Source organism: Streptomyces sp. GL_148, assembly GCF_057834205.1.
Window position 1 is genome coordinate 4,810,243 of record NZ_CM174396.1, and the last position, 18,976, is coordinate 4,829,218.

Consider the following 18,976-nt stretch of genomic DNA (forward strand, 5'->3'; position numbering starts at 1 on the left):
GGTCGGGCATGTCGCAGGATCACTCCGTCGGGTGATCTGCCGCTTACCCATAGTCCGTTCGGACCATTCAAGATTGGGCCCGTCGGGGGTGTTGCACTGTGCCCGCCTTCCGTAACGTCCTCAACTGGCAGCGGTGAATATGCCGCTACCGCCGTGGGGGAGCCTCGATTCGGGAGAGGACGGCGCCGGGATGGGCTGGGTTACCGACTGGAGTGCGCAGGCAGCCTGCCGCACTACCGATCCGGATGAACTGTTCGTTCAAGGAGCGGCACAGAACAGGGCCAAGGCGGTGTGTACCGGATGTCCGGTGCGGACCGAGTGCCTGGCCGATGCGCTCGACAATCGTGTCGAGTTCGGAGTGTGGGGCGGAATGACCGAGCGGGAACGACGTGCGCTGTTGCGCCGGCGTCCCACCGTCACCTCGTGGCGGCGCTTGCTCGAAACCGCCCGCACGGAGTACGAGCGCAGTACGGGCATCCTCACCATGGATGCCGATGACGAGATCGGTGTTCCGTACGAAACGTACGCGGCAGCTGGGTAGACCACCGGGCACCACGTCGTAGGAACGCCTACGCTCCGGCCGGAACCCCGGCCGCGAGTCGCTCTCCGATGGCCCGCAGCCCGGCGAGGTCGTGTACGTCGCCGGGCAGGGCGGCCACTTCGGCCACCGCCACTTCGGGGTGCAGCGAGGTGAAGCGGTCACGCGTGCGCTGTTCGCGCGCGATGATCTGCATGCGCTCCGCATGCAGGCGGAGCAGTCCTGCCGTGATCACATCCACGTCGGCGTCCACTTCGGCGTCCACGTGGGCGTCCGCGCCGGTGTCTACGGTGTCGGTGCCGGTCTCTCGCGCGGCGCGGTCGTCGGTGTCGGTGTCGGTCCCCGGACCGGTCTCCGGGTCGGTCTCCGTGGAGTCACGAAGTCCAGCTTTCCCGGACTGCTGATCCACAATGCCGCCTTCTTCAAGATTCTCCGCAGCGGCCAACGCCCGCTCCGCGGAGAGCTGTTCGGCGCCGCTGCCGTGCACCCGGTTCAGTACGAGCCCGGCCAGCGGCATCCGTTCCGCCGCCAGCCGCTCGACGAAGTACGCGGCCTCGCGCAGCGCGTCCGGTTCGGGCGCGGAGACCACGAGGAACGCCGTGCCGGGAGCCTGGAGGAGCTGGAAGGTCGCGTCCGCGCGGGTGCGGAAGCCGCCGAACATCGTGTCCATGGCGGCCACGAAGGTCTGTACGTCCTTCAGCAGCGAGGCACCCATCAGCTTGCTCAGCGTGCCCGTCATCATCGACATGCCGACATTGAGGAACTTCATCCCCGCCCGGCCGCCCACCTTCGCCGGAGCCATCAGCACCCGGATGAACTTCCCGTCCAGGAAGGACCCCAGACGCCCCGGCGCGTCCAGGAAGTCCAGCGCGGAGCGGCTCGGCGGGGTGTCCACCACGATCAGGTCCCAGTCGTCCCGGGCCCGCAGCTGACCCAGCTTCTCCATCGCCATGTACTCCTGCGTGCCCGCGAAGCCGGCCGACAGGGACTGGTAGAAGGGGTTGGCGAGGATGGCCGCGGCGCGCTCGGGGTCGGAGTGGCCCTCGACGATCTCGTCGAAGGTCCGCTTCATGTCGAGCATCATGGCGTGCAGTTCGCCGCCGCCGGTGTCGTGCGGGCCCGGCACCCCCATCACCCTGCGCGGGGTGTTGTCGAGCGAGTCGATCCCCATCGACTGGGCCAGCCTGCGCGCCGGGTCGATGGTCAGGACGACCACCTTGCGCCCGCGTTCGGCCGCCCGTACCCCGAGCGCCGCGGCGGTCGTGGTCTTGCCGACCCCGCCCGCACCGCAGCACACGATGATCCGGGTCTGCGGATCGTCCAGCAGCCGGTCGACGTCCAGCCCCGGGGGAGTGTCCATCGTCGACTCCATCGTCCCCTCCCTCGTCCCGGCCTCGCTCATTCCTCGCCCACCTGCTTCCGCAGCTCCGCGGCGAGCCCGTAGAGCCCGGCCAGGTCCATCCCCGCACCGAGCATGGGGAGTTCGTACGTCGGCACGTGCAGCCCCGCCAGTACGGTGCGCTGGGCGCGCTCCAGCTCCACCCGGCTCGCGTGCTCCGAGGCCTGCGTGAGGAGCGGATCCACCAGCCGTTCGGCCAGCCCGCCGCGCCGGGCACTGCCGAGGCCGGCCCGGGACAGCGCCCCGGCGACGCCGGAGCGGTGCTCGCCGGAGGCGGCGCGCAGGGCGTTCCCGTCGAGGTGGTGCGGCCGGACCATGTTGACGACGACCCGCCCCACCGGCAGGCCCGCCCGCTGGAGTTCGGCGATCCCGTCGGCGGTCTCCTGCACGGGCATCTCCTCCAGCAGGGTGACCAGGTGCACGGCCGTCTCGGGGGACTTGAGCACCTTCATGACGGCCTGCGCCTGGTTGTGGATCGGCCCGAACCGGGCCAGGCCCGCCACCTCGTCGTTGACGTTGAGGAAGCGGGTGATCCGTCCGGTCGGCGGGGCATCCATGATCACGTGGTCGTAGACGAACCGGCCGGTCTTGTCCTTGCGCCGGACCGCTTCGCACGCCTTGCCCGTCAGGAGCACGTCCCGCAGCCCCGGCGCGATGGTCGTCGCGAAGTCGATGGCGCCGAGCTTCTTGAGGGCGCGGCCGGCCGAGCCGAGCTTGTAGAACATCTGGAGGTAGTCGAGGAGCGCCCGCTCCGCGTCGATGGCGAGCGCGTAGACCTCCCCGCCGCCCGAGGCGACGGCGATCTTCCGGTCCTCGTAGGGGAGTGCCTCCGCCCCGAAGACCTGAGCGAGGCCCTGCCTGCCCTCGACCTCCACGAGAAGAGTCCGCCTGCCCTCGCGTGCGAGGGCGAGCGCGAGTGCCGCGGCGACCGTGGTCTTGCCGGTGCCGCCCTTGCCGCTGACTACCTGGAGCCTGCTCACAGGGCCCGAGCCTAATTCCTCCCGGGCGGCGGCGGTGGTGGCGGGGCCCCGTACGCCAGGCACTACGCTCGCTCCCATGACCAAGAAGTTCGAATACGCGACCGTCCCGCTGCTGGTCCACGCCACCAAGCAGATCCTGGACACCTGGGGCGAGGACGGCTGGGAGCTCGTCCAGGTCGTTCCCGGGCCGAACAACCCCGAGCAGCTCGTGGCCTACCTGAAGCGGGAGAAGGCGGCATGAGCGGAGTCGTCGAGGCGAAGCTGGCCGAACTCGGCCTGACCCTCCCCGAGGTCGTCCCGCCGCTGGCCACGTACCAGCCGGCCGTCCGGTCGGGTGCCTACGTGTACACCGCGGGTCAGCTCCCGATGGTCAAGGGCAACCTGCCGGTCACCGGCAAGGTCGGCGCCGAGGTCTCGGCCGAGCAGGCCAAGGAACTGGCCGCGACCTGCGCGCTGAACGCGCTGGCCGCGGTGAAGTCCGTCGTCGGCGACCTCGACAAGATCGCGCGCGTCGTGAAGGTGGTGGGCTTCATCGCCTCCGCCCCCGACTTCACGGCCCAGCCGGGCGTGTTGAACGGCGCGAGCGAGCTGCTGGGCGCCGTCCTCGGCGAGAAGGGCGTTCACGCCCGCAGCGCGGTCGGCGTGGCGGTCCTCCCGCTGGACGCCCCGGTCGAGATCGAGATCCAGGTCGAACTGGTCCCGGGAGCCTGACTTCGGCTTCCGCCCAGGCGGGGCTGAAACGCCTGCCCCGGAGGGGCTGGATCTTGCCCGTAGGGCAATTCCAGCCCCTCCGGCGTTTGAGGAGCGGGGTCTGGGGCGGAGCCCCAGGAGCTTTCAGCCCGTCCGGCGTTTGAGGACCGGGGTCCGGGCAGAGCCCGGCTGGGGGTCCCCCCGGACGGAGTCTGGGGGATGGGCGAAGGGCGGGTAGGGGACTTCTGCCCCGCGCAGCGGCGAGGGTTGCTGCGGGGACTTCGCCCCGCGCAGCGGCACATCCGCAGCCGGACAGCGCCCCCGCGCAGCGGGGTTCCCGAGGACCCCCCTCGAACATCGGCCCGGATGCCCGTAGCATCCCGCCATGCCGAATGGTCAGTACGGTCAGCAAGAGACCTCCGCCGGAGGTCAGTGGTACCCGCCGGAGTGGCCCGACCGGATCCGCGCCCTCGCGGACGGCGCCCTCACCCCGGTGGAACCCAGGCGCGCCGCCACCGTGATGCTGCTGCGCGACACCCCCGACGGCCCCGCCGTGCACATGCTGCGCCGCCGCGCCGAGATGGCCTTCGCCGGAGGCGCCTACGCGTACCCCGGCGGCGGCGTGGACCCCCGCGACGAGGACCACCTCATCGGCTGGGCCGGCCCGAGCCGCGCCGAGTGGGCCGAGCGGATGGGCACCGACCCCGCCACCGCCCAGGCGATCGTCTGCGGAGCCGTCCGCGAGACCTTCGAGGAGGCCGGGGTCCTGCTCGCGGGCGAGTCCGCGGACACCGTCGTCGGCGACACCACCGGCGACGACTGGGAGGCCGCCCGCGCGGCCCTGGTGGCGCGTGAGCTGTCCTTCGCCGAGTTCCTCGACCGCAGGGGCCTCGTCCTGCGCTCCGACCTGCTCGGCGCGTGGGCCCGCTGGATCACCCCGGAGTTCGAGCCGCGCCGGTACGACACCTGGTTCTTCGTCGCGGCCCTCCCCGAAGGCCAGCGCACCCGCAACGCCTCCACCGAGGCCGACCGCACGGTCTGGATCCGCCCCGCCGACGCCGCCGCCGGCTACGACAAGGGCGAGCTGCTGATGATGCCGCCCACCATCACCACCCTGCGCTCCCTGGAGCCGTACGGGAGCCCCGCAGAGGCCCTCGCCGCGGCCGGCGCCCAGGACCTGACCCCGGTCCTCGCCCGGGCCACCCTCGCGGACGGGGAGCTCGTGCTCAGCTGGCCGGGCCATGACGAGTTCACCAAGCGCGTCCGCCTCACGGCCCCCGGCACCCCGGGCCCGGGCCCCGCGCACCCCGGAGGGGCCCCCGTATGACCGATGCCGCCGCCCTGCCCGGCCAGCCCCGCGGAATGGTCGCCTCCGGACCCGCCACCGCCCGCGCGGTGAACATCCTGGCGTCGAACGCCTCCCCGATGACCCTCGACGGCACCAACACCTGGCTCGTCTCCGAGCCCGGCTCCGACCTGGCCGTGGTGATCGACCCCGGCCCGCTGGACGACGTACACCTGCGCGCGGTCGTCGCCGCCGCCGAGGAGGCGGGCAAGCGGGTCGGCCTCACCCTCCTCACCCACGGACACCCCGACCACGCCGAGGGCGCGGCACGCTTCGCCGAGCTGACCCGGACGAAGGTCCGCGCACTGGACCCGGCCCTGCGCCTGGGCGACGAGGGCCTGGCCGCCGGGGACGTCATCCGCACGGGCGGTCTGGAACTGTGCGTGGTCCCGACGCCCGGCCACACCGCGGACTCGCTCTGCTTCCACCTGCCGGCCGACCGGGCGGTCCTGACCGGCGACACGATCCTGGGGCGGGGCACGACGGTCGTCGCGCACCCCGACGGGCGCCTGGGCGACTACCTGGACTCCCTGCGCCGGCTGCGCTCGCTGACGGTCGACGACGGGGTCCACACGGTGCTCCCGGGGCACGGGCCGGTCCTGGACGACGCGCAGGGCGCGGTGGAGTTCTACCTCGCCCACCGGGCCCACCGCCTCGCGCAGATCGAGACGGCGGTCGAGAACGGCCTGACCACCCCCGAGGCGGTCGTCGCCCACGTCTACGCGGACGTGGACCGGTCGCTGTGGCCGGCCGCGGAATGGTCCGTACGCGCGCAGCTGGAATACCTGACGGAGCACGGCCTGATCCCCGGGAACCCCGAGTGAGCGGGCCTGACCGGCAAGCTCCGAAAGAGACGGCCTAGCCCGCCGGACGGGGCGTCTTCGTCCCGTGCCGGGCCGTGTACTCGTCCGCGAGCCACGGCCCGAGGTCCTCGACGTAGGCGCGCAGCACGGCCGGGTCCGCGACCGGTTCCAGTGCGGCGGCGGCCGCGGCGCGCATCTGGTCGGCGCGCTCGGGGTAGTACTGCCCGAACACCTCCGCCGACTCGGTGAGGTCGCTGGTCCAGCCGCCCCACCGCGGCATGACGAGGGTGAACCCGGTCCGTACGAGGTGCCGCGAGACGCCCCGGCACAGGTTGCGGTACTCCTCCGGCGTGGCCGCCTCCCTGATCCGCTCGCGCACCCTGGGCAGCAGCTCGGCGAGGTCGCCGTTGGTCTCGCGGGCGAGCAGGCTGTCCGGCCGGTAGCGGGGCAGGTGCTCGGCCAGGTCCGCGCCGAGCATTGGGGTGCACAGGCAGGCGAGGAACCAGCCCAGGTCGTAACGTTCCTGCTCGCTCAGCAGCCGGTCCTTGCCGTACAGCAGGATCCCGACCCCGTCGATCTCCGCGAACTCCTCGTCGAGGCCGCGCGCCAGTGCCTCGGTGGTGTCGCGGTCCTCCTCGCCGGGCGCGTGGTGCAGGGCGATCAGCAGGTCGAGGTCGGACCGCCCGGGCCGGGCCGTCCCGCGCGGCACGGACCCGTACAGGTAGGCGCTGTGCAGCCGTTGCCCGTACGCCTCCCCGATCCGCTCCCGCGCGGCGGCGACGAGCCCCCGGAACTCTGCCTGCACCTGCCCGAGCGACCCTTCGCGCTCGAAGTACCCGTACGCGTCGATACCCCTGTGCTCCATGGGTCCACTGTGCCTCCTGCGCAGCCAAAATCAGCCCCGCCAGGGGGTCCCCCCGGACGGAGTCTGGGGGAGTTTGAGGCGCGGGGGTGCGGGGTGGAGCCCCCGGAACGGCGCCGCAGGAGCACGAAAAGGGGCCCCGCCCGACTGGGCAGGACCCCTCAACGGAGACTACGAAGGTCAGCGGGACCGCTTCGCGAGCCGCTCCACGTCCAGCAGGATCACCGCGCGAGCCTCAAGGCGGAGCCATCCGCGTCCCGCGAAGTCGGCCAGGGCCTTGTTCACGGTCTCGCGCGACGCGCCGACGAGCTGGGCCAGCTCTTCCTGCGTGAGGTCGTGCACGACGTGGATGCCCTCCTCCGACTGCACGCCGAAGCGGCGCGACAGGTCGAGGAGCGCACGGGCCACCCGGCCCGGAACGTCGGAGAAGACCAGGTCGGACATCTGGTCGTTGGTCTTGCGCAGGCGCCGCGCGACGGCACGCAGCAGCGCGGTCGCCACCTCGGGCCGGGCGTTCAGCCAGGGCTGGAGGTCTCCGTGACCCAGACCCAGCAGCTTGACCTCGGTCAGCGCGGTGGCGGTAGCGGTGCGCGGGCCCGGGTCGAACAGCGACAGCTCGCCGATCAGCTCTCCGGGGCCGAGGACGGCCAGCATGTTCTCGCGGCCGTCGGGGGAGGTGCGGTGAAGCTTCACCTTGCCCTCGGTGACGACGTAGAGCCGGTCACCGGGGTCGCCCTCGTGGAACAGGGCGTCACCACGTGCGAGGGTCACCTCGCCCATGGAGGCGCGGAGCTCCGCGGCCTGCTCGTCATCGAGCGCCGCGAAGAGCGGGGCACGCCGCAGTACGTCGTCCACGAGTCTCTCTCCTATGTCGACCAGCCGGGGGATCGCTCCCCCATTTTGCCGGACGGCTCAAACAGTGCGATCAATCACGTTCATCACAAGGATGCCGGACGTACGGGTGTGCTGTGCGGCGAGAGGCCGATCGGGGTGGTGTTACCTGAGGTCCGGGGCGGTCATCGCCGCCGTGTCCCGGACCTGCAGGGCGTCCAACAGGCCGGTGAGGGCACAGGCCAAGGGGTCCGGGGGAGTGACGGACACAGTGAATTCAGCCGTGGGCGAACACGACCTGGTGGGAGCCCTCCCGGAGCAGTCACCCCCACTTCAGGGCAAAACTTCGGCCAAGAAACCCCGGTCGGGCGGAGGTCACGTCCGGCCACGGGCGGAGGGCTGTGCGGCGTAGCCTTCGGGGATGGCAGAGAGCAAGGTCAAGAAGGCCGGGGCGAAGCCGGAGAGCCATCTGGCGATGGTGCGGCGGGCGCGCAGGATCAACCGCGAGCTGGCGGAGGTCTACCCGTACGCGCACCCGGAGCTCGACTTCCGCAACCCCTTCGAGCTGCTGGTCGCCACCGTCCTGTCCGCGCAGACCACGGACCTGCGCGTGAACCAGACGACCCCGGCCCTCTTCGCCGCGTACCCGACCCCCGAGGACATGGCCGGAGCCGATCCGGAGGCGCTGGAGGAGATCATCCGGCCGACCGGGTTCTTCCGGGCGAAGGCCAAGTCCCTGCTCGGCCTCTCGCAGGCGCTGCGCGACAACTTCGGCGGTGAGGTGCCGGGCCGGATCGAGGACCTGGTGACGCTCCCCGGGGTGGGCCGCAAGACGGCGAACGTGGTCCTCGGCAACGCCTTCGGCGTCCCCGGGATCACGGTCGACACCCACTTCGGCCGGCTGGTGCGGCGCTGGAAGTGGACCGAGCAGGAGGACCCCGAGAAGGTCGAGGCGGAGATCTGCGCGATCTTCCCGAAGAGCGAGTGGACGATGCTCTCGCACCGCGTCGTCTTCCACGGCCGCCGGATCTGCCATTCCCGCAAGCCCGCCTGCGGGGCTTGCCCGATCGCACCGCTCTGCCCGGCCTACGGGGAGGGCGAGACCGATCCGGAGAAGGCGGCGAAGCTCCTGAAGTACGAGAAGGGCGGCCAGCCCGGCCAGCGCCTGAGCCCACCCCCGGACTACCCGGGCCTCCCGGCGCCCGCCAAATCCGGCCCCGCCGACGCCTGAGCCAAATCCAGCCCCTCCGGCGTTTGAGGAGCGGGGGTCCGGGGGCCGGCCCCCGGCAACGGACCCGCACCTGCAAGGAACGAATCGCTACCCGAACCGCGTTTGGCGGTGTGGGGAAACGCAGAAGCACGGACAGGGGTGCCTATGACAAAGGCCACGCAGAACCGCCGGGCGGGCACCGCCGCGCACGAGGCCCCGTACGACACGCAGCGCGGCCGGCGCGGAAGCATCGAGCTGCACACCCAGGGCCTGCCCGACTGGCTGGACCCCGTCGTCGAGGCGGCCCGGACGGTCCGGCCCACCCAGCTCAGCCGGTTCCTGCCGCCGGAGGACGGCCGCGGCCGCCAGTCCGCCGTACTGATCCTCTTCGGCGAGGGCCCCCGAGGCCCCGAACTGCTGCTGATGGAGCGCGCCGGGACCCTGCGCTCGCACCCCGGCCAGCCCTCCTTCCCCGGCGGCGCCCTCGACGCGGAGGACGGCGACCCGCAGACCACCGGCCCGCTGCGCGCCGCGTTGCGCGAGGCCGAGGAGGAGACCGGTCTGGATCCCGCCGGGGTCCAGCTCTTCGGGGTGCTGCCGCCGCTCTACATCCCGGTCAGCGAGTTCGTCGTGACCCCGGTGCTCGGCTGGTGGCGTGCCCCCAGCCCGGTCGGCGTGGTCGACCCGGCCGAGACGGCCCGCGTCTTCACGGTGCCCGTGGCCGATCTCACGGATCCCGCACACAGGGTCACCGTCGTTCACCCCGGCGGCTTCCAGGGCCCGGCCTTCACCGTCGAGTCGGCTCTGGTCTGGGGTTTCACCGCCGGCGTGATCGACCGGATCCTGCACTTCGCCGGCTGGGAGCGCCCCTGGGACCGGTCCCGGGAAGTCCCGCTCGACTGGCGCGCATGAGACGGTGAGCCCTGTGAACGTGCTGGACATCCTGTTGCTGCTCGCCGCCGTATGGTTCGCGATCGTCGGCTACCGCCAGGGGTTCGTCGTCGGCATCCTGTCGGTGATCGGCTTCCTCGGCGGTGGTCTCGTCGCCGTGTCCCTGCTGCCCCTGATCTGGGACCGGGTCACCGACAACGGCACCCAGGTGTCCACCACGGTCGTCGTCATCGCCGTGGTCGTGATCATCATCTGTGCCTCGATCGGCCAGGCGTTGACCACCCACCTGGGCAACAAGCTCCGGCGCCACATCACATGGTCCCCGGCCCGCGCGCTCGACGCGACGGGCGGCGCCCTGGTGAACGTGGTCGCGATGCTGCTGGTGGCCTGGCTGATCGGGTCCGCGCTCGCCGGTACGTCACTTCCCACGCTGGGCAAGGAAGTGCGCAACTCCAAGGTGCTCCTCGGCGTCTCCCGGGTGCTCCCGGCGCAGGCGAACACCTGGTTCTCGGACTTCAGCTCCACCCTGGCCCGCAACGGCTTCCCGCAGGTCTTCAGCCCGTTCTCCAACGAGCCGATCACCGAGGTCAAGCCGCCGGACCCGCTGCTCGCGCGCAGCCCCGTGGCCGAGTACGCCAAGCAGTCGATCGTGAAGGTCGTCGGTACGGCGCCCGCGTGCAGCAAGGTGCTGGAGGGCACCGGCTTCGTCTTCGCGCCGGGCAAGGTGATGACCAACGCGCACGTGGTCGGCGGGGTCGGCGAACCGACCGTGCAGGTCGGCGGCGAGGGCAAGCTCTACGACGGCAAGGTCGTGCTCTACGACTGGGAGCGCGACATCGCCGTCCTGGACGTGCCCAAGCTGAAGGCGCCGGCGCTGGAGTTCACCGACAAGGACGCGGCGAGCGGCAGCGACGCCATCGTCGCGGGCTTCCCGGAGAACGGCGCGTACGACGTCCGCGCGGCGCGCGTCCGCGGCCGGATCAACGCCAACGGCCCGGACATCTACCACCGCGGAACCGTGCGACGGGACGTCTACTCCCTGTTCGCGACGGTCCGCCAGGGCAACTCCGGCGGCCCGCTGCTGACGCCCGAGGGCAAGGTGTACGGGGTCGTCTTCGCGAAGTCCCTCGACGACCCCAACACCGGTTACGCCCTGACCACGGACGAGATCCGCGAGGACATCAGGATCGGGGAGACGGCGAACCGACGGGCCGACAGCCAGGGCTGCGCCCTCTGAGGGCTACGGGGGCCTTGAGGGGCTCCCGTAGCACTCCCGAGCCCCGTGGCTCTGCCGGACCTGGGAACCCCTGCCGGGCCCCCGCCTACGTGCGCTGGTGCCTGAGCCGGGCGGAGACCCAGCGGGCCCGCCGGCGCAGGATGCGCGGAATCCCGAGTCGGGGGTCGTCGTGGCCTTCGCGGCCCTGCCCCCTGTGCGTGCCCGGCGTGACCGTCGAGCGGCGTTCGTGTGCGGTGTCACCGTAGTCGTGCGTCCAGCCCATACTCCGAGCTGTGCCCGGGGCCCAAGGTCGGTAATCGCGTTCGGGGCGGCCAATTGGCCTATGCGCCAGGCAATTGAATGCTTGTCATATAAGCGACAGTCCGGCTCAGCGGTCCGGCTCGGGATCCTTCAGCCAGTTGACCAGCTCGGCCGAGAACGCCGCCGGGTCCTCCTCGTGCGGGAAGTGCCCGAGTCCGTCGAAGAGCCGCCAGCGGTACGGGGCTTCGACGTACTGTCCGGACCCCGCCGCACTCCGCGTCCGCATCACCGGATCGAGCGAGCCGTGCAGGTGCAGTGTCGGCACCCGCACCGGCCGCTTCATGCGCCGGTTGAACTGCAGGCCGTCGGGCCGGGCCATCGACCGCATCATCCAGCGGTACGGCTCGACCGAGCAGTGCGCGGTGGAGGGGATGCACATCGCGCGCCGGTAGACCGCGATGTCGTTCTCCTCAGGAAGCCGCGGGCCCGACCAGTCCCGGATCAGGTCGCCGACGAGCGCCCCGTCGTCGGCGACGAGCTGACGCTCGGGCACGAACGGCCGCTGGAAGCCCCAGATGTGCGAGCTGGCACGGGTCTGCCCGAAGTCGGACAGCATCGCGGAGCGCCAGCGGCGCGGGTGCGGCATCGAGGACACCACCAGCCGACGCACCAGCTTCGGCCGCATCACCGCCGCCGTCCAGGCGAGGTAGCCGCCCAGGTCGTGCCCAACGAGGGCGGCGTCGGGCTCGCCGAGGGACCGTACGACCCCGGTGATGTCGAGCGCCAGGTTGGCAGGGTCGTAGCCGCGCGGGGTGCGGTCGCTGCCGCCCACGCCGCGCAGGTCCATCGCGACCGCCCGGTAGCCCGCGTCGGCCAGCGCGGTCATCTGATGCCGCCACGTCCACCAGAACTGCGGGAACCCGTGCAGGAGCAGCACCAGCGGTCCGTCACCCAACTCGGCGACGTGGAACCGCGCCCCGTTGGCCGCGACGTCCCGGTGCGTCACTTCTCGCCCGCCGGGGATGGCGATCCGGACCGCCGAGGCGGCGGTGGGGGGCGTACCGGACGTGCCGGACGTGCCGGAATCCGACGAGGGGGCTGTCATGAGGACGAGCGTGCCACACCCACGGCGTTGTCACTGACCGACCGGGCGTGGGGCTTGACGGTGCCGACGAGGGCCGCCGTCTCCTTGATCGAGGCGATGGTATTCACCGGCGGCTTGATCTTCTTGAACTTCGCCATGGCGATCAGCCCGATCACGCCCGCGAGCAGCCAGAACGCCACACCGACGATCAGGAAGGACCAGGCCAGCCCGAGCCCGAGGTTGTGAATGCCGTACGCCGCGGCGAAGCTCAGCATCGGCAGCGAGAAGAGGAGGAGCACGCCCGCCACGATGGCGGCGCCGCTGCCGATGCCCGCACGCTTGACGTCCTGCTTGATCTCCACCTTGGCGAGGGCGATCTCGTCGTGCACCAGGGCGGACATCTCGGCGGTGGCCGAGGCGACCAGCTGGCCGAGTGTGCGCTCGGCTCCTGGGGCCCCTTGGTCCACTGCGCTCATCGCTCTCTCCCTCTGTCGTCCGACTGCGACGGCTGTCCTGTCGTCAGGTCAGATCATGCCGGACGGCCGCCGTCGGCGCTGGACCCGCCCGGAGCTTCGGCCGCTGCTTCCCGCGCACCGGCCGCGACCTCTTCGGCCCTGCGCAGGTGCTCGGCCGCCCTGGCCTCGTAGATCTTCGCCATCCGCAGGTGGTAGTCCGGCTTGTCCTGTTCGTAGATGTCGGGGATGCCGTCGAGGTCGTCGTCGCGCTCCTCGTCCTCGATCAGCGCCCTGTACTTCCGGTTGCGCATCTTCAGCAGGACGCACGCGACGACCGCGGCGATGAGCGAGCCGATCAGGACGGCGGCCTTGATCTCGTCGGTGAGGACGGGGTCGTCCGTGAAGGCCAGTTCCCCGATCAGCAGCGAGACGGTGAAGCCGATTCCGGCGAGCGAGGCGACGGCGAACACGTCCGGCCAGGCGAGGTCGTCGTTGAGCTCCGCCTTGGTGAAGCGGGCGGCGAGCCAGGTGCCGCCGAAGATGCCGAGCGTCTTGCCGACGACGAGGCCGAGCACCACGCCGAGGGGCTCCGGCCGGGTGAAGACCTGTCCGATGGACTCGTCGGAGAGGGAGACGCCGGCCGAGAACAGGGCGAAGAGCGGGACGGCCAGACCGGCGGAGACGGGCCGGACCATGTGCTCGATGTGCTCGCCGGGGGAGTGCTGCTCGCCCTCCTTGCGGTGGCAGCGCAGCATCAGGCCCATGGCGACACCGGCGATGGTGGCGTGGACGCCGCTGTTGTACATCAGGCCCCAGATGACCAGGGCGAGCGGGACGTAGACGTACCAGCCGCGCACGTTCACCCGGAGCAGGAACCAGAAGAGGACCAGGCCGGCGACGGCGCCGCCGAGCGCCAGGAAGTTGATCTCGCTGGTGAAGAACACCGCGATGATCATGATGGCGAACAGGTCGTCGACGACCGCCAGGGTCAGCAGGAACGCGCGCAGGGCTGACGGCAGCGAGGTGCCGATGACGGCGAGGACGGCGAGCGCGAAGGCGATGTCGGTGGCGGTCGGGACCGCCCAGCCGTCCGTCGAGCCGTTGCCGAGCACGTTGGTCAGTACGTAGACCAGCGCGGGCACGGCCATGCCGCAGATCGCGGCGATCACCGGGAGCGCGGCCGCCTTGGCGTCGCGCAGGTCGCCCGCGACGAGCTCGCGCTTGAGCTCGATGCCGGCGACGAAGAAGAAGATGGCGAGCAGGCCGTCGGCCGCCCAGTGCTGGAGCGACAGGTCCAGGCCGAGGGAGGCGGGCCCGATGTGGAAGGACCGGACGCTGTCGTAGCTCGCCGCGATGGCGGGCACGTTCGCCCAGATGAGGGCGGCGATCGCGGCCACGAGGAGGAGGACGCCGCCGACCGTCTCGGCGCGCAGGGCGTCGGCCACGAAGCGGCGCTCGGGCAGCGAGAGGCGGCCGAGGAGCTTGCGGCTCTGGTTGTCGGTGGGGGTGGGCGCGGCCACGGGGGGCACCTCCGGGGTGGGTTGGACGGCATGGCGAAGCACGTTGCCGACCAGACTTCCCGGCGCACCCTGTGGAGTATTTCTTTAGCTGCTCAACATTTTACAGGGTGTACGCATGGGCGTATCCGGTGATCGTCACTTTATGTGCGAAAGGGGCATCCGGCGCGGCGCGCCGGATGCCCCTTTCGCTTCGTGTCGCCTGGTGTCGCTTGGTGTCCCGGCGTGCCGTACGGGGACCTCAGTCCTCGCTGCCCGCTGCCGGCAGCTTGCTCTGGATCAGGTCCATGACCGAGGAGTCCGCGAGCGTGGTGACGTCACCGACCGCGCGGTTCTCGGCCACGTCGCGCAGCAGGCGGCGCATGATCTTGCCCGAGCGGGTCTTCGGCAGCTCCTGCACCGGCAGGATCCGCTTCGGCTTGGCGATCGGGCCGAGCGTGGCACCGACGTGGTTGCGCAGCTCACCGACCAGCGTGTCCGTCTCGGAGGCGCTGCCGCGCAGGATGACGAAGGCCACGATGGCCTGGCCGGTGGTCTCGTCGTTAGCGCCGACGACCGCCGCCTCGGCCACCGAGGGGTGCGAGACGAGCGCCGACTCCACCTCGGTGGTCGAGATGTTGTGGCCGGACACCAGCATCACGTCGTCCACCCGGCCGAGCAGCCAGATGTCGCCGTCCTCGTCCTTCTTGGCGCCGTCGCCCGCGAAGTACTTGCCCTCGAAGCGCGACCAGTACGTGTCGATGTAGCGCTGGTCGTCGCCCCAGATGGTGCGCAGCATCGACGGCCACGGCTCGGTGAGGACCAGGTAGCCGCCTCCGCCGTTCGGGACCTCGTTCGCCTCGTCGTCCACGACGGTGGCGGCGATTCCGGGCAGCGCGCGCTGCGCCGAACCGGGCTTGGTCTCGGTGACGCCGGGCAGCGGGGAGATCATCATCGCGCCGGTCTCGGTCTGCCACCACGTGTCCACGATCGGGCAGCGGTCGCCGCCGATGTGCTTGCGGTACCAGATCCAGGCCTCGGGGTTGATCGGCTCGCCGACCGAGCCCAGGACGCGCAGGCTCGACAGGTCGAACTTCGCGGGGATGTCGTCGCCCCACTTCATGAACGTACGGATCGCGGTCGGCGCGGTGTAGAGGATGGTGACGCCGTACTTCTGCACGACCTCCCAGAACCGGCCCTGGTGCGGGGTGTCCGGCGTGCCCTCGTACATCACCTGGGTGGCGCCGTTGGCGAGCGGCCCGTAGACGATGTAGGAGTGCCCGGTCACCCAGCCGATGTCGGCGGTGCACCAGTAGACGTCGCTCTCCGGCTTCAGGTCGAACACCGCGTGGTGGGTGTACGAGGCCTGCGTGAGGTAGCCGCCGGAGGTGTGCAGGATGCCCTTGGGCTTACCCGTGGTCCCCGAGGTGTACAGGATGAAGAGCGGGTGCTCCGCGTCGAAGGCCTGCGGCGCGTGCTCGGCGCTCTGCCGCTCGACGATCTCGTGCCACCAGACGTCGCGGCCCTCGGTGAAGGCGGTGTCCTGGCCGGTGCGGCGCACCACGAGGACGTGCTCGACCTGCGGGCACTTGGCGACGGCCTCATCGATGGCGGGCTTCAGGGCGGAGGGCTTGCCCCGGCGGTAGCCGCCGTCGGAGGTGATGACCAGCTTCGCGTCGGCGTCCTGGATGCGGGAGGCGACGGCGTCGGCGGAGAAACCGCCGAAGACCACGGAGTGCGCGGCGCCGACGCGGGCGCACGCCAGCATCGCGACGACCGCCTCCGGAATCATCGGCAGGTAGACGGCGACCCGGTCGCCAGCTGCTACGCCCAGCTCGGTCAGGGCGTTCGCGGCCTTGGAGACCTCGTCCTTGAGCTCGGCGTAGGTGATCGAGCGACTGTCGCCGGGCTCGCCCTCGAAGTGGATGGCCACGCGGTCGCCGTTGCCGGCCTCGACGTGGCGGTCCACGCAGTTGTACGCGACGTTCAGCTTGCCGTCCGCGAACCACTTCGCGAAGGGCGGGTTGCTCCAGTCGAGCGTTTCGGTGGGCTCGGTGTCCCAGCTCAGCCGCCGCGCCTGCTCGGCCCAGAAGCCCAGCCGGTCCGCGTCGGCCTGTGCGTACGCAGCCTGAGTCACATTGGCGGCGGCGGCCAGATCGGCGGGCGGTGCGAACCGCCGCTCCTCCTTGAGCAGATTGGCCAGGCTTTCATTGCTCACGACGCATCTCCCTTTCCCAGGGTGTCCGTTGTGTCCCCGGTTGTATCCCCGGGCATAGCTCATCAGTCAATGGCCCAGGTGACAAGAGGTTGCCGGGAATTGGTGTAGACCTATTACCCGGCCGGGCCCACGCACGAGTGGCCCCCTCCCGCCGCAGGGTGCGGGAAGGGGCCACCGAGTGGCACGGATACGGGAGGGTATCGGTTCAAAGCTCCCGCTCAAACGGGTTCTACCCGTTTGAGCGTCCGGCCGTTCAGCCGCGCAGCGCGCCCGCGCCGACGGTGTCGAAGACCCGGCAGTCGAAGAAGTCCTCCCCCTCCGACAACAGGTACGCCTGCGCCTCGCCGACGTGGAAGTACATCCCGTGCAGCTCCAAGGTGCCCTCGGCGAGCCGCCGGGCCACCGATTCGTGCGCCCTCAGATGCTCCAGCTGCTGCACCACATTGGTCAGGCACAGCTGCTCCACGGCGTCCGCCGGCAGCCTTCCGGAGATCCGCGCCCAGGCGTGATGGCGGCTGGCCATCCGCTCCAGGCTCGGCAGCCCGTGCCGCAGCCACCGCCGCAGCGGGGTCATCGCCGCCCCGGGCGCGGAGCTGAGCAGCGCCTGCATGGCCCCGCACCCCGAATGCCCGCACACGGTGATGCTGTCCACCTTCAGGACGTCCACGGCGTACTCGATGGCCGCCGCGACCGAATCGTCCGTGGACTCGGCCCCCGGGAGCGGGACGAGATTGCCGACGTTGCGCACCGTGAACAGGTCCCCGGGGCCGCTGGCCGTGATCATGCTGGTCACCAGGCGGGAGTCCGCGCAGGTGAGGAAGAGCTGCGAGGGCCGCTGCCCCTCCCGGGCCAGCCGTGCCAGCTCCTCGCGGACGTGCGGAGCCGTGTCCCGCTGGAAGGCGCTGATCCCGTTGGCCAGTTGACCGGCGCCGCGCCCGCGGGCCGCAACCGGTGCGGCGGGCGCAAGGGCCACGGAGGGCGCGGCCGTGCTCGCGGCGCCCTCCGGGTCGGTACGGGAACCCGTGGCGCGGTGGTCGCAGTGGTTCTGCCACGGCGTCCAGGGCCGGCAGCATTGGTGGTCCCCGCGCTGCGCACCCCGGTGGGCCCGCTCCGCGAGCTGGGCCCACTCGGCCCGTACCGGCTGTCCCGGCTGTTCCGTCTGCTCGGATCCGGAGATCCTGGCCCCGGACCGGCCGGTGACCTCCAGTGAGCCCCCGTGCGCCAGATGGGAGTCCCGCCAGTCCTGGAGGGTCTCGTAGGCGGCGTGGTCCATGAACGAGCCGTCCAGCTCGATGACGGCGTGCCCGTTGCCCGGGATCTGGTTCAGCACCCGGCTCAGCCGCGGTACCGCGAGGAAGGTCAACTGCCCCCGCGCCCACACCTGATGGACACCGCTGTCGAGCCGCTCGACGGTGATCCGGGTCCGGGCCAGGCGGTGCAGGGCCAGGGCGACGGCCATCGCGATGCCGATGGCGACGCCCTCCAGGACTCCGCCGAGCACCACGGCCACGATGGTCGTGGCGTAGACCAGGAACTCGCGGTGCCGGGTGACGGTGCGCAGGTGCGTGGCGCTCACCATCTGCACGCCGACCGCCATCACCAGCGCGGCGAGCGCGGCGAGCGGGATCAGGTCGAGGACCGGCACGAGCAGTCCGGCGGCGAGCAGGACCCAGAAGCCGTGCAGCATGGCCGACCTCCGGCTCACCGCACCGGACTTGACGTTGGCCACGCTGCGGACCGCCACGCCCGTGACGGGCAGTCCGCCCAGCGCGCCCGAGACGATGTTCGCCGCGCCCTGGCCGCGCAGTTCGCGGTTGAGGTCCGCCCGGGCGGGGCGCTTGCGCGTGGTCCGCTCGGCGGCGATCAGCTTGTCGGTGGCCACCGCCGAGAGCAGCGACTCCACACTGCCGACCAGGGTGATGGTCAGCACCGCGGCGATGATGCCGAGCACCGGACCCTCGGGCAGCTCGGGCAGTGCGTGGCTGCGCCAGGACGGCAGGTCCACGCGGGGCAGGGAGAGCCCGGCGAGGGCCGCGAAGGCCGTCGCGGTGGCGACGGCGGCGAGTGCGGCCGGCACCTTGCGCAGGGCCTGACCGACCCGGCCGGGCAGCCGGGGCCAGCCGAGCAGTACGACCAGCGTGAGCACGCTGATGCCGAGCGCGACGGGGTGCAGGTCGGCCAACTGGGCGGGCAGTCCCTGGACATTGGCCAGGGCGGAGCTCTGCGGGGTGCCGCCGAGCACGATGTGCAGTTGCGCCAGGGCGATCGTCACGCCGATGCCAGCGAGCATGCCGTGGACGATGGCCGGGCTGACCATCAGCGCGGACCGGGCGGTCCGCAGTGCGGCGAGGCCGAGCTGGCAGCAGCCCGCGAGCACCGTGATGGCGCAGGTGGTGCGCCAGCCGTAGTGCTGGATCAACTCGGCGGTGACGACGGTGAGTCCGGCCGCGGGGCCGCTCACCTGGAGGGGTGCTCCGCCGAGGCGTCCGGCCACGATCCCGCCGACTGCCGCGGCGACGAGCCCGGCCTGGAGCGGGGCTCCGGTGGCCAGGGCGATGCCGAGGGAGAGCGGCAGGGCGATCAGGAAGACGGCGATGGAGGCGGAGAGGTCGGCGGACAGGTCGGTGGGGAGGTCTCTCGCGACGGGCGGAGGGGAGGTGGTGGTGGGGGTGCTTGTCATAGGTCCCGTCTCCTCGG

The 18,976-nt window shown here is 71.5% G+C and carries 18 protein-coding genes; 8 read left to right on the plus strand and 10 right to left on the minus strand.

Annotated features, from left to right (window positions below; genetic code table 11):
• Positions 1–190: 190 nt before the first annotated feature.
• Complete coding sequence (locus tag AC3IYI_RS22260; RefSeq protein ID WP_243330532.1) at positions 191–541, plus strand: WhiB family transcriptional regulator; 351 nt, start codon at positions 191–193, stop codon at positions 539–541.
• A gap of 28 nt (positions 542–569) precedes the next feature.
• On the opposite strand, the gene bagB is transcribed toward AC3IYI_RS22260, so the two are convergent.
• Together bagB and bagA are read right to left on the minus strand one after the other, a co-directional pair.
• Entirely contained in the window at positions 570–1,898 is a 1,329-nt protein-coding gene (bagB, locus tag AC3IYI_RS22265; RefSeq protein WP_489405433.1) for an ATPase BagB, read from the minus strand.
• 38 nt (positions 1,899–1,936) lie between these two features.
• Positions 1,937–2,917: an ATPase BagA gene (bagA, locus tag AC3IYI_RS22270; protein ID WP_489405434.1), complete on the minus strand. Its 981-nt coding sequence runs from the start codon at positions 2,915–2,917 to the stop codon at positions 1,937–1,939.
• Positions 2,918–2,993: 76 nt separating this feature from the next.
• On the opposite strand from bagA, the gene sp36 reads away from it, so the two are divergent.
• The 4 genes from sp36 to AC3IYI_RS22290 all read left to right on the plus strand — a co-directional run bounded on the left by sp36 (position 2,994) and on the right by AC3IYI_RS22290 (position 5,776).
• Positions 2,994–3,158 carry a Sp36 family protein gene (sp36, locus tag AC3IYI_RS22275; protein ID WP_112447450.1) on the plus strand — a complete coding sequence of 55 codons (165 nt, stop codon included), beginning with the start codon at positions 2,994–2,996 and terminating at the stop codon, positions 3,156–3,158.
• Positions 3,155–3,628 (plus strand): RidA family protein, encoded by a 474-nt coding sequence (locus AC3IYI_RS22280; protein WP_489405435.1) that lies wholly within the window; start codon positions 3,155–3,157, stop codon positions 3,626–3,628. Before sp36 ends, AC3IYI_RS22280 begins: the two co-directional genes overlap by 4 nt.
• A 364-nt stretch (positions 3,629–3,992) precedes the next feature.
• Positions 3,993–4,934 (plus strand): NUDIX hydrolase, encoded by a 942-nt coding sequence (locus AC3IYI_RS22285; RefSeq protein ID WP_489405436.1) that lies wholly within the window; start codon positions 3,993–3,995, stop codon positions 4,932–4,934.
• Complete coding sequence (locus AC3IYI_RS22290) at positions 4,931–5,776, plus strand: MBL fold metallo-hydrolase (protein ID WP_489405437.1); 846 nt, start codon at positions 4,931–4,933, stop codon at positions 5,774–5,776. The genes AC3IYI_RS22285 and AC3IYI_RS22290 overlap by 4 nt, the downstream gene beginning before the upstream one ends.
• Before the next feature lie 34 nt (positions 5,777–5,810).
• Here the strand turns inward: AC3IYI_RS22290 and AC3IYI_RS22295 are convergent, their stop codons facing one another.
• Both AC3IYI_RS22295 and AC3IYI_RS22300 read right to left on the minus strand, forming a co-directional pair.
• Positions 5,811–6,620 (minus strand): nucleotidyltransferase domain-containing protein, encoded by an 810-nt coding sequence (locus tag AC3IYI_RS22295; protein WP_489405438.1) that lies wholly within the window; start codon positions 6,618–6,620, stop codon positions 5,811–5,813.
• A gap of 177 nt (positions 6,621–6,797) precedes the next feature.
• A complete protein-coding gene (locus AC3IYI_RS22300; RefSeq protein WP_003981529.1) occupies positions 6,798–7,472 on the minus strand; it encodes a Crp/Fnr family transcriptional regulator in 675 nt (224 codons plus the stop codon).
• Positions 7,473–7,869: 397 nt separating this feature from the next.
• Between AC3IYI_RS22300 and nth the strand changes: the two genes are divergently transcribed.
• From nth to AC3IYI_RS22315, 3 genes are all read left to right on the plus strand, one after another.
• Positions 7,870–8,679 carry an endonuclease III gene (gene nth, locus AC3IYI_RS22305; RefSeq protein WP_489405439.1) on the plus strand — a complete coding sequence of 270 codons (810 nt, stop codon included), beginning with the start codon at positions 7,870–7,872 and terminating at the stop codon, positions 8,677–8,679.
• 138 nt (positions 8,680–8,817) lie between these two features.
• Positions 8,818–9,570 (plus strand): NUDIX hydrolase, encoded by a 753-nt coding sequence (locus tag AC3IYI_RS22310; protein WP_489405440.1) that lies wholly within the window; start codon positions 8,818–8,820, stop codon positions 9,568–9,570.
• 13 nt (positions 9,571–9,583) lie between these two features.
• Positions 9,584–10,786 (plus strand): MarP family serine protease, encoded by a 1,203-nt coding sequence (locus tag AC3IYI_RS22315; RefSeq protein WP_489411616.1) that lies wholly within the window; start codon positions 9,584–9,586, stop codon positions 10,784–10,786.
• Positions 10,787–10,871: 85 nt separating this feature from the next.
• On the opposite strand, the gene AC3IYI_RS22320 is transcribed toward AC3IYI_RS22315, so the two are convergent.
• The 6 genes from AC3IYI_RS22320 to AC3IYI_RS22345 form a co-directional block, all read right to left on the minus strand.
• Entirely contained in the window at positions 10,872–11,048 is a 177-nt protein-coding gene (locus AC3IYI_RS22320; RefSeq protein ID WP_469704509.1) for a hypothetical protein, read from the minus strand.
• Between the two features lie 105 nt (positions 11,049–11,153).
• Complete coding sequence (locus tag AC3IYI_RS22325; RefSeq protein ID WP_489405441.1) at positions 11,154–12,131, minus strand: alpha/beta fold hydrolase; 978 nt, start codon at positions 12,129–12,131, stop codon at positions 11,154–11,156.
• On the minus strand, positions 12,128–12,586 hold the full coding sequence (locus AC3IYI_RS22330; protein WP_489405442.1) for a phage holin family protein: 459 nt from the start codon (positions 12,584–12,586) through the stop codon (positions 12,128–12,130). The genes AC3IYI_RS22325 and AC3IYI_RS22330 overlap by 4 nt, the downstream gene beginning before the upstream one ends.
• A 53-nt stretch (positions 12,587–12,639) precedes the next feature.
• Positions 12,640–14,085, minus strand: coding sequence for a Na+/H+ antiporter NhaA (nhaA, locus tag AC3IYI_RS22335; RefSeq protein ID WP_489405443.1), 1,446 nt, complete (start codon positions 14,083–14,085; stop codon positions 12,640–12,642).
• Between the two features lie 238 nt (positions 14,086–14,323).
• The gene (acs, locus tag AC3IYI_RS22340; RefSeq protein WP_489405444.1) at positions 14,324–16,279 is read right to left on the minus strand and encodes an acetate--CoA ligase; all 1,956 of its coding nucleotides are present in this window, start codon (positions 16,277–16,279) and stop codon (positions 14,324–14,326) included.
• Between the two features lie 253 nt (positions 16,280–16,532).
• Positions 16,533–18,959 (minus strand): SulP family inorganic anion transporter, encoded by a 2,427-nt coding sequence (locus AC3IYI_RS22345; RefSeq protein WP_489405445.1) that lies wholly within the window; start codon positions 18,957–18,959, stop codon positions 16,533–16,535.
• Positions 18,960–18,976: the final 17 nt, after the last annotated feature.

What these genes read in the sequence shown, in the direction of transcription:
- AC3IYI_RS22260 (WP_243330532.1), top strand. Translation starts at nt 191, where the DNA reads ATGGGCTGGGTTACCGACTGGAGTGCGCAGGCAGCCTGCCGCACTACC.
- AC3IYI_RS22320 (WP_469704509.1), bottom strand. Translation starts at nt 11,048, where the DNA reads ATGGGCTGGACGCACGACTACGGTGACACCGCACACGAACGCCGCTCG.
- AC3IYI_RS22345 (WP_489405445.1), bottom strand. Translation starts at nt 18,959, where the DNA reads ATGACAAGCACCCCCACCACCACCTCCCCTCCGCCCGTCGCGAGAGAC.
- AC3IYI_RS22290 (WP_489405437.1), top strand. Translation starts at nt 4,931, where the DNA reads ATGACCGATGCCGCCGCCCTGCCCGGCCAGCCCCGCGGAATGGTCGCC.
- AC3IYI_RS22325 (WP_489405441.1), bottom strand. Translation starts at nt 12,131, where the DNA reads ATGACAGCCCCCTCGTCGGATTCCGGCACGTCCGGCACGTCCGGTACG.
- AC3IYI_RS22285 (WP_489405436.1), top strand. Translation starts at nt 3,993, where the DNA reads ATGCCGAATGGTCAGTACGGTCAGCAAGAGACCTCCGCCGGAGGTCAG.
- bagB (WP_489405433.1), bottom strand. Translation starts at nt 1,898, where the DNA reads ATGGACACTCCCCCGGGGCTGGACGTCGACCGGCTGCTGGACGATCCG.
- nth (WP_489405439.1), top strand. Translation starts at nt 7,870, where the DNA reads ATGGCAGAGAGCAAGGTCAAGAAGGCCGGGGCGAAGCCGGAGAGCCAT.
- AC3IYI_RS22330 (WP_489405442.1), bottom strand. Translation starts at nt 12,586, where the DNA reads ATGAGCGCAGTGGACCAAGGGGCCCCAGGAGCCGAGCGCACACTCGGC.
- sp36 (WP_112447450.1), top strand. Translation starts at nt 2,994, where the DNA reads ATGACCAAGAAGTTCGAATACGCGACCGTCCCGCTGCTGGTCCACGCC.
- AC3IYI_RS22280 (WP_489405435.1), top strand. Translation starts at nt 3,155, where the DNA reads ATGAGCGGAGTCGTCGAGGCGAAGCTGGCCGAACTCGGCCTGACCCTC.
- AC3IYI_RS22295 (WP_489405438.1), bottom strand. Translation starts at nt 6,620, where the DNA reads ATGGAGCACAGGGGTATCGACGCGTACGGGTACTTCGAGCGCGAAGGG.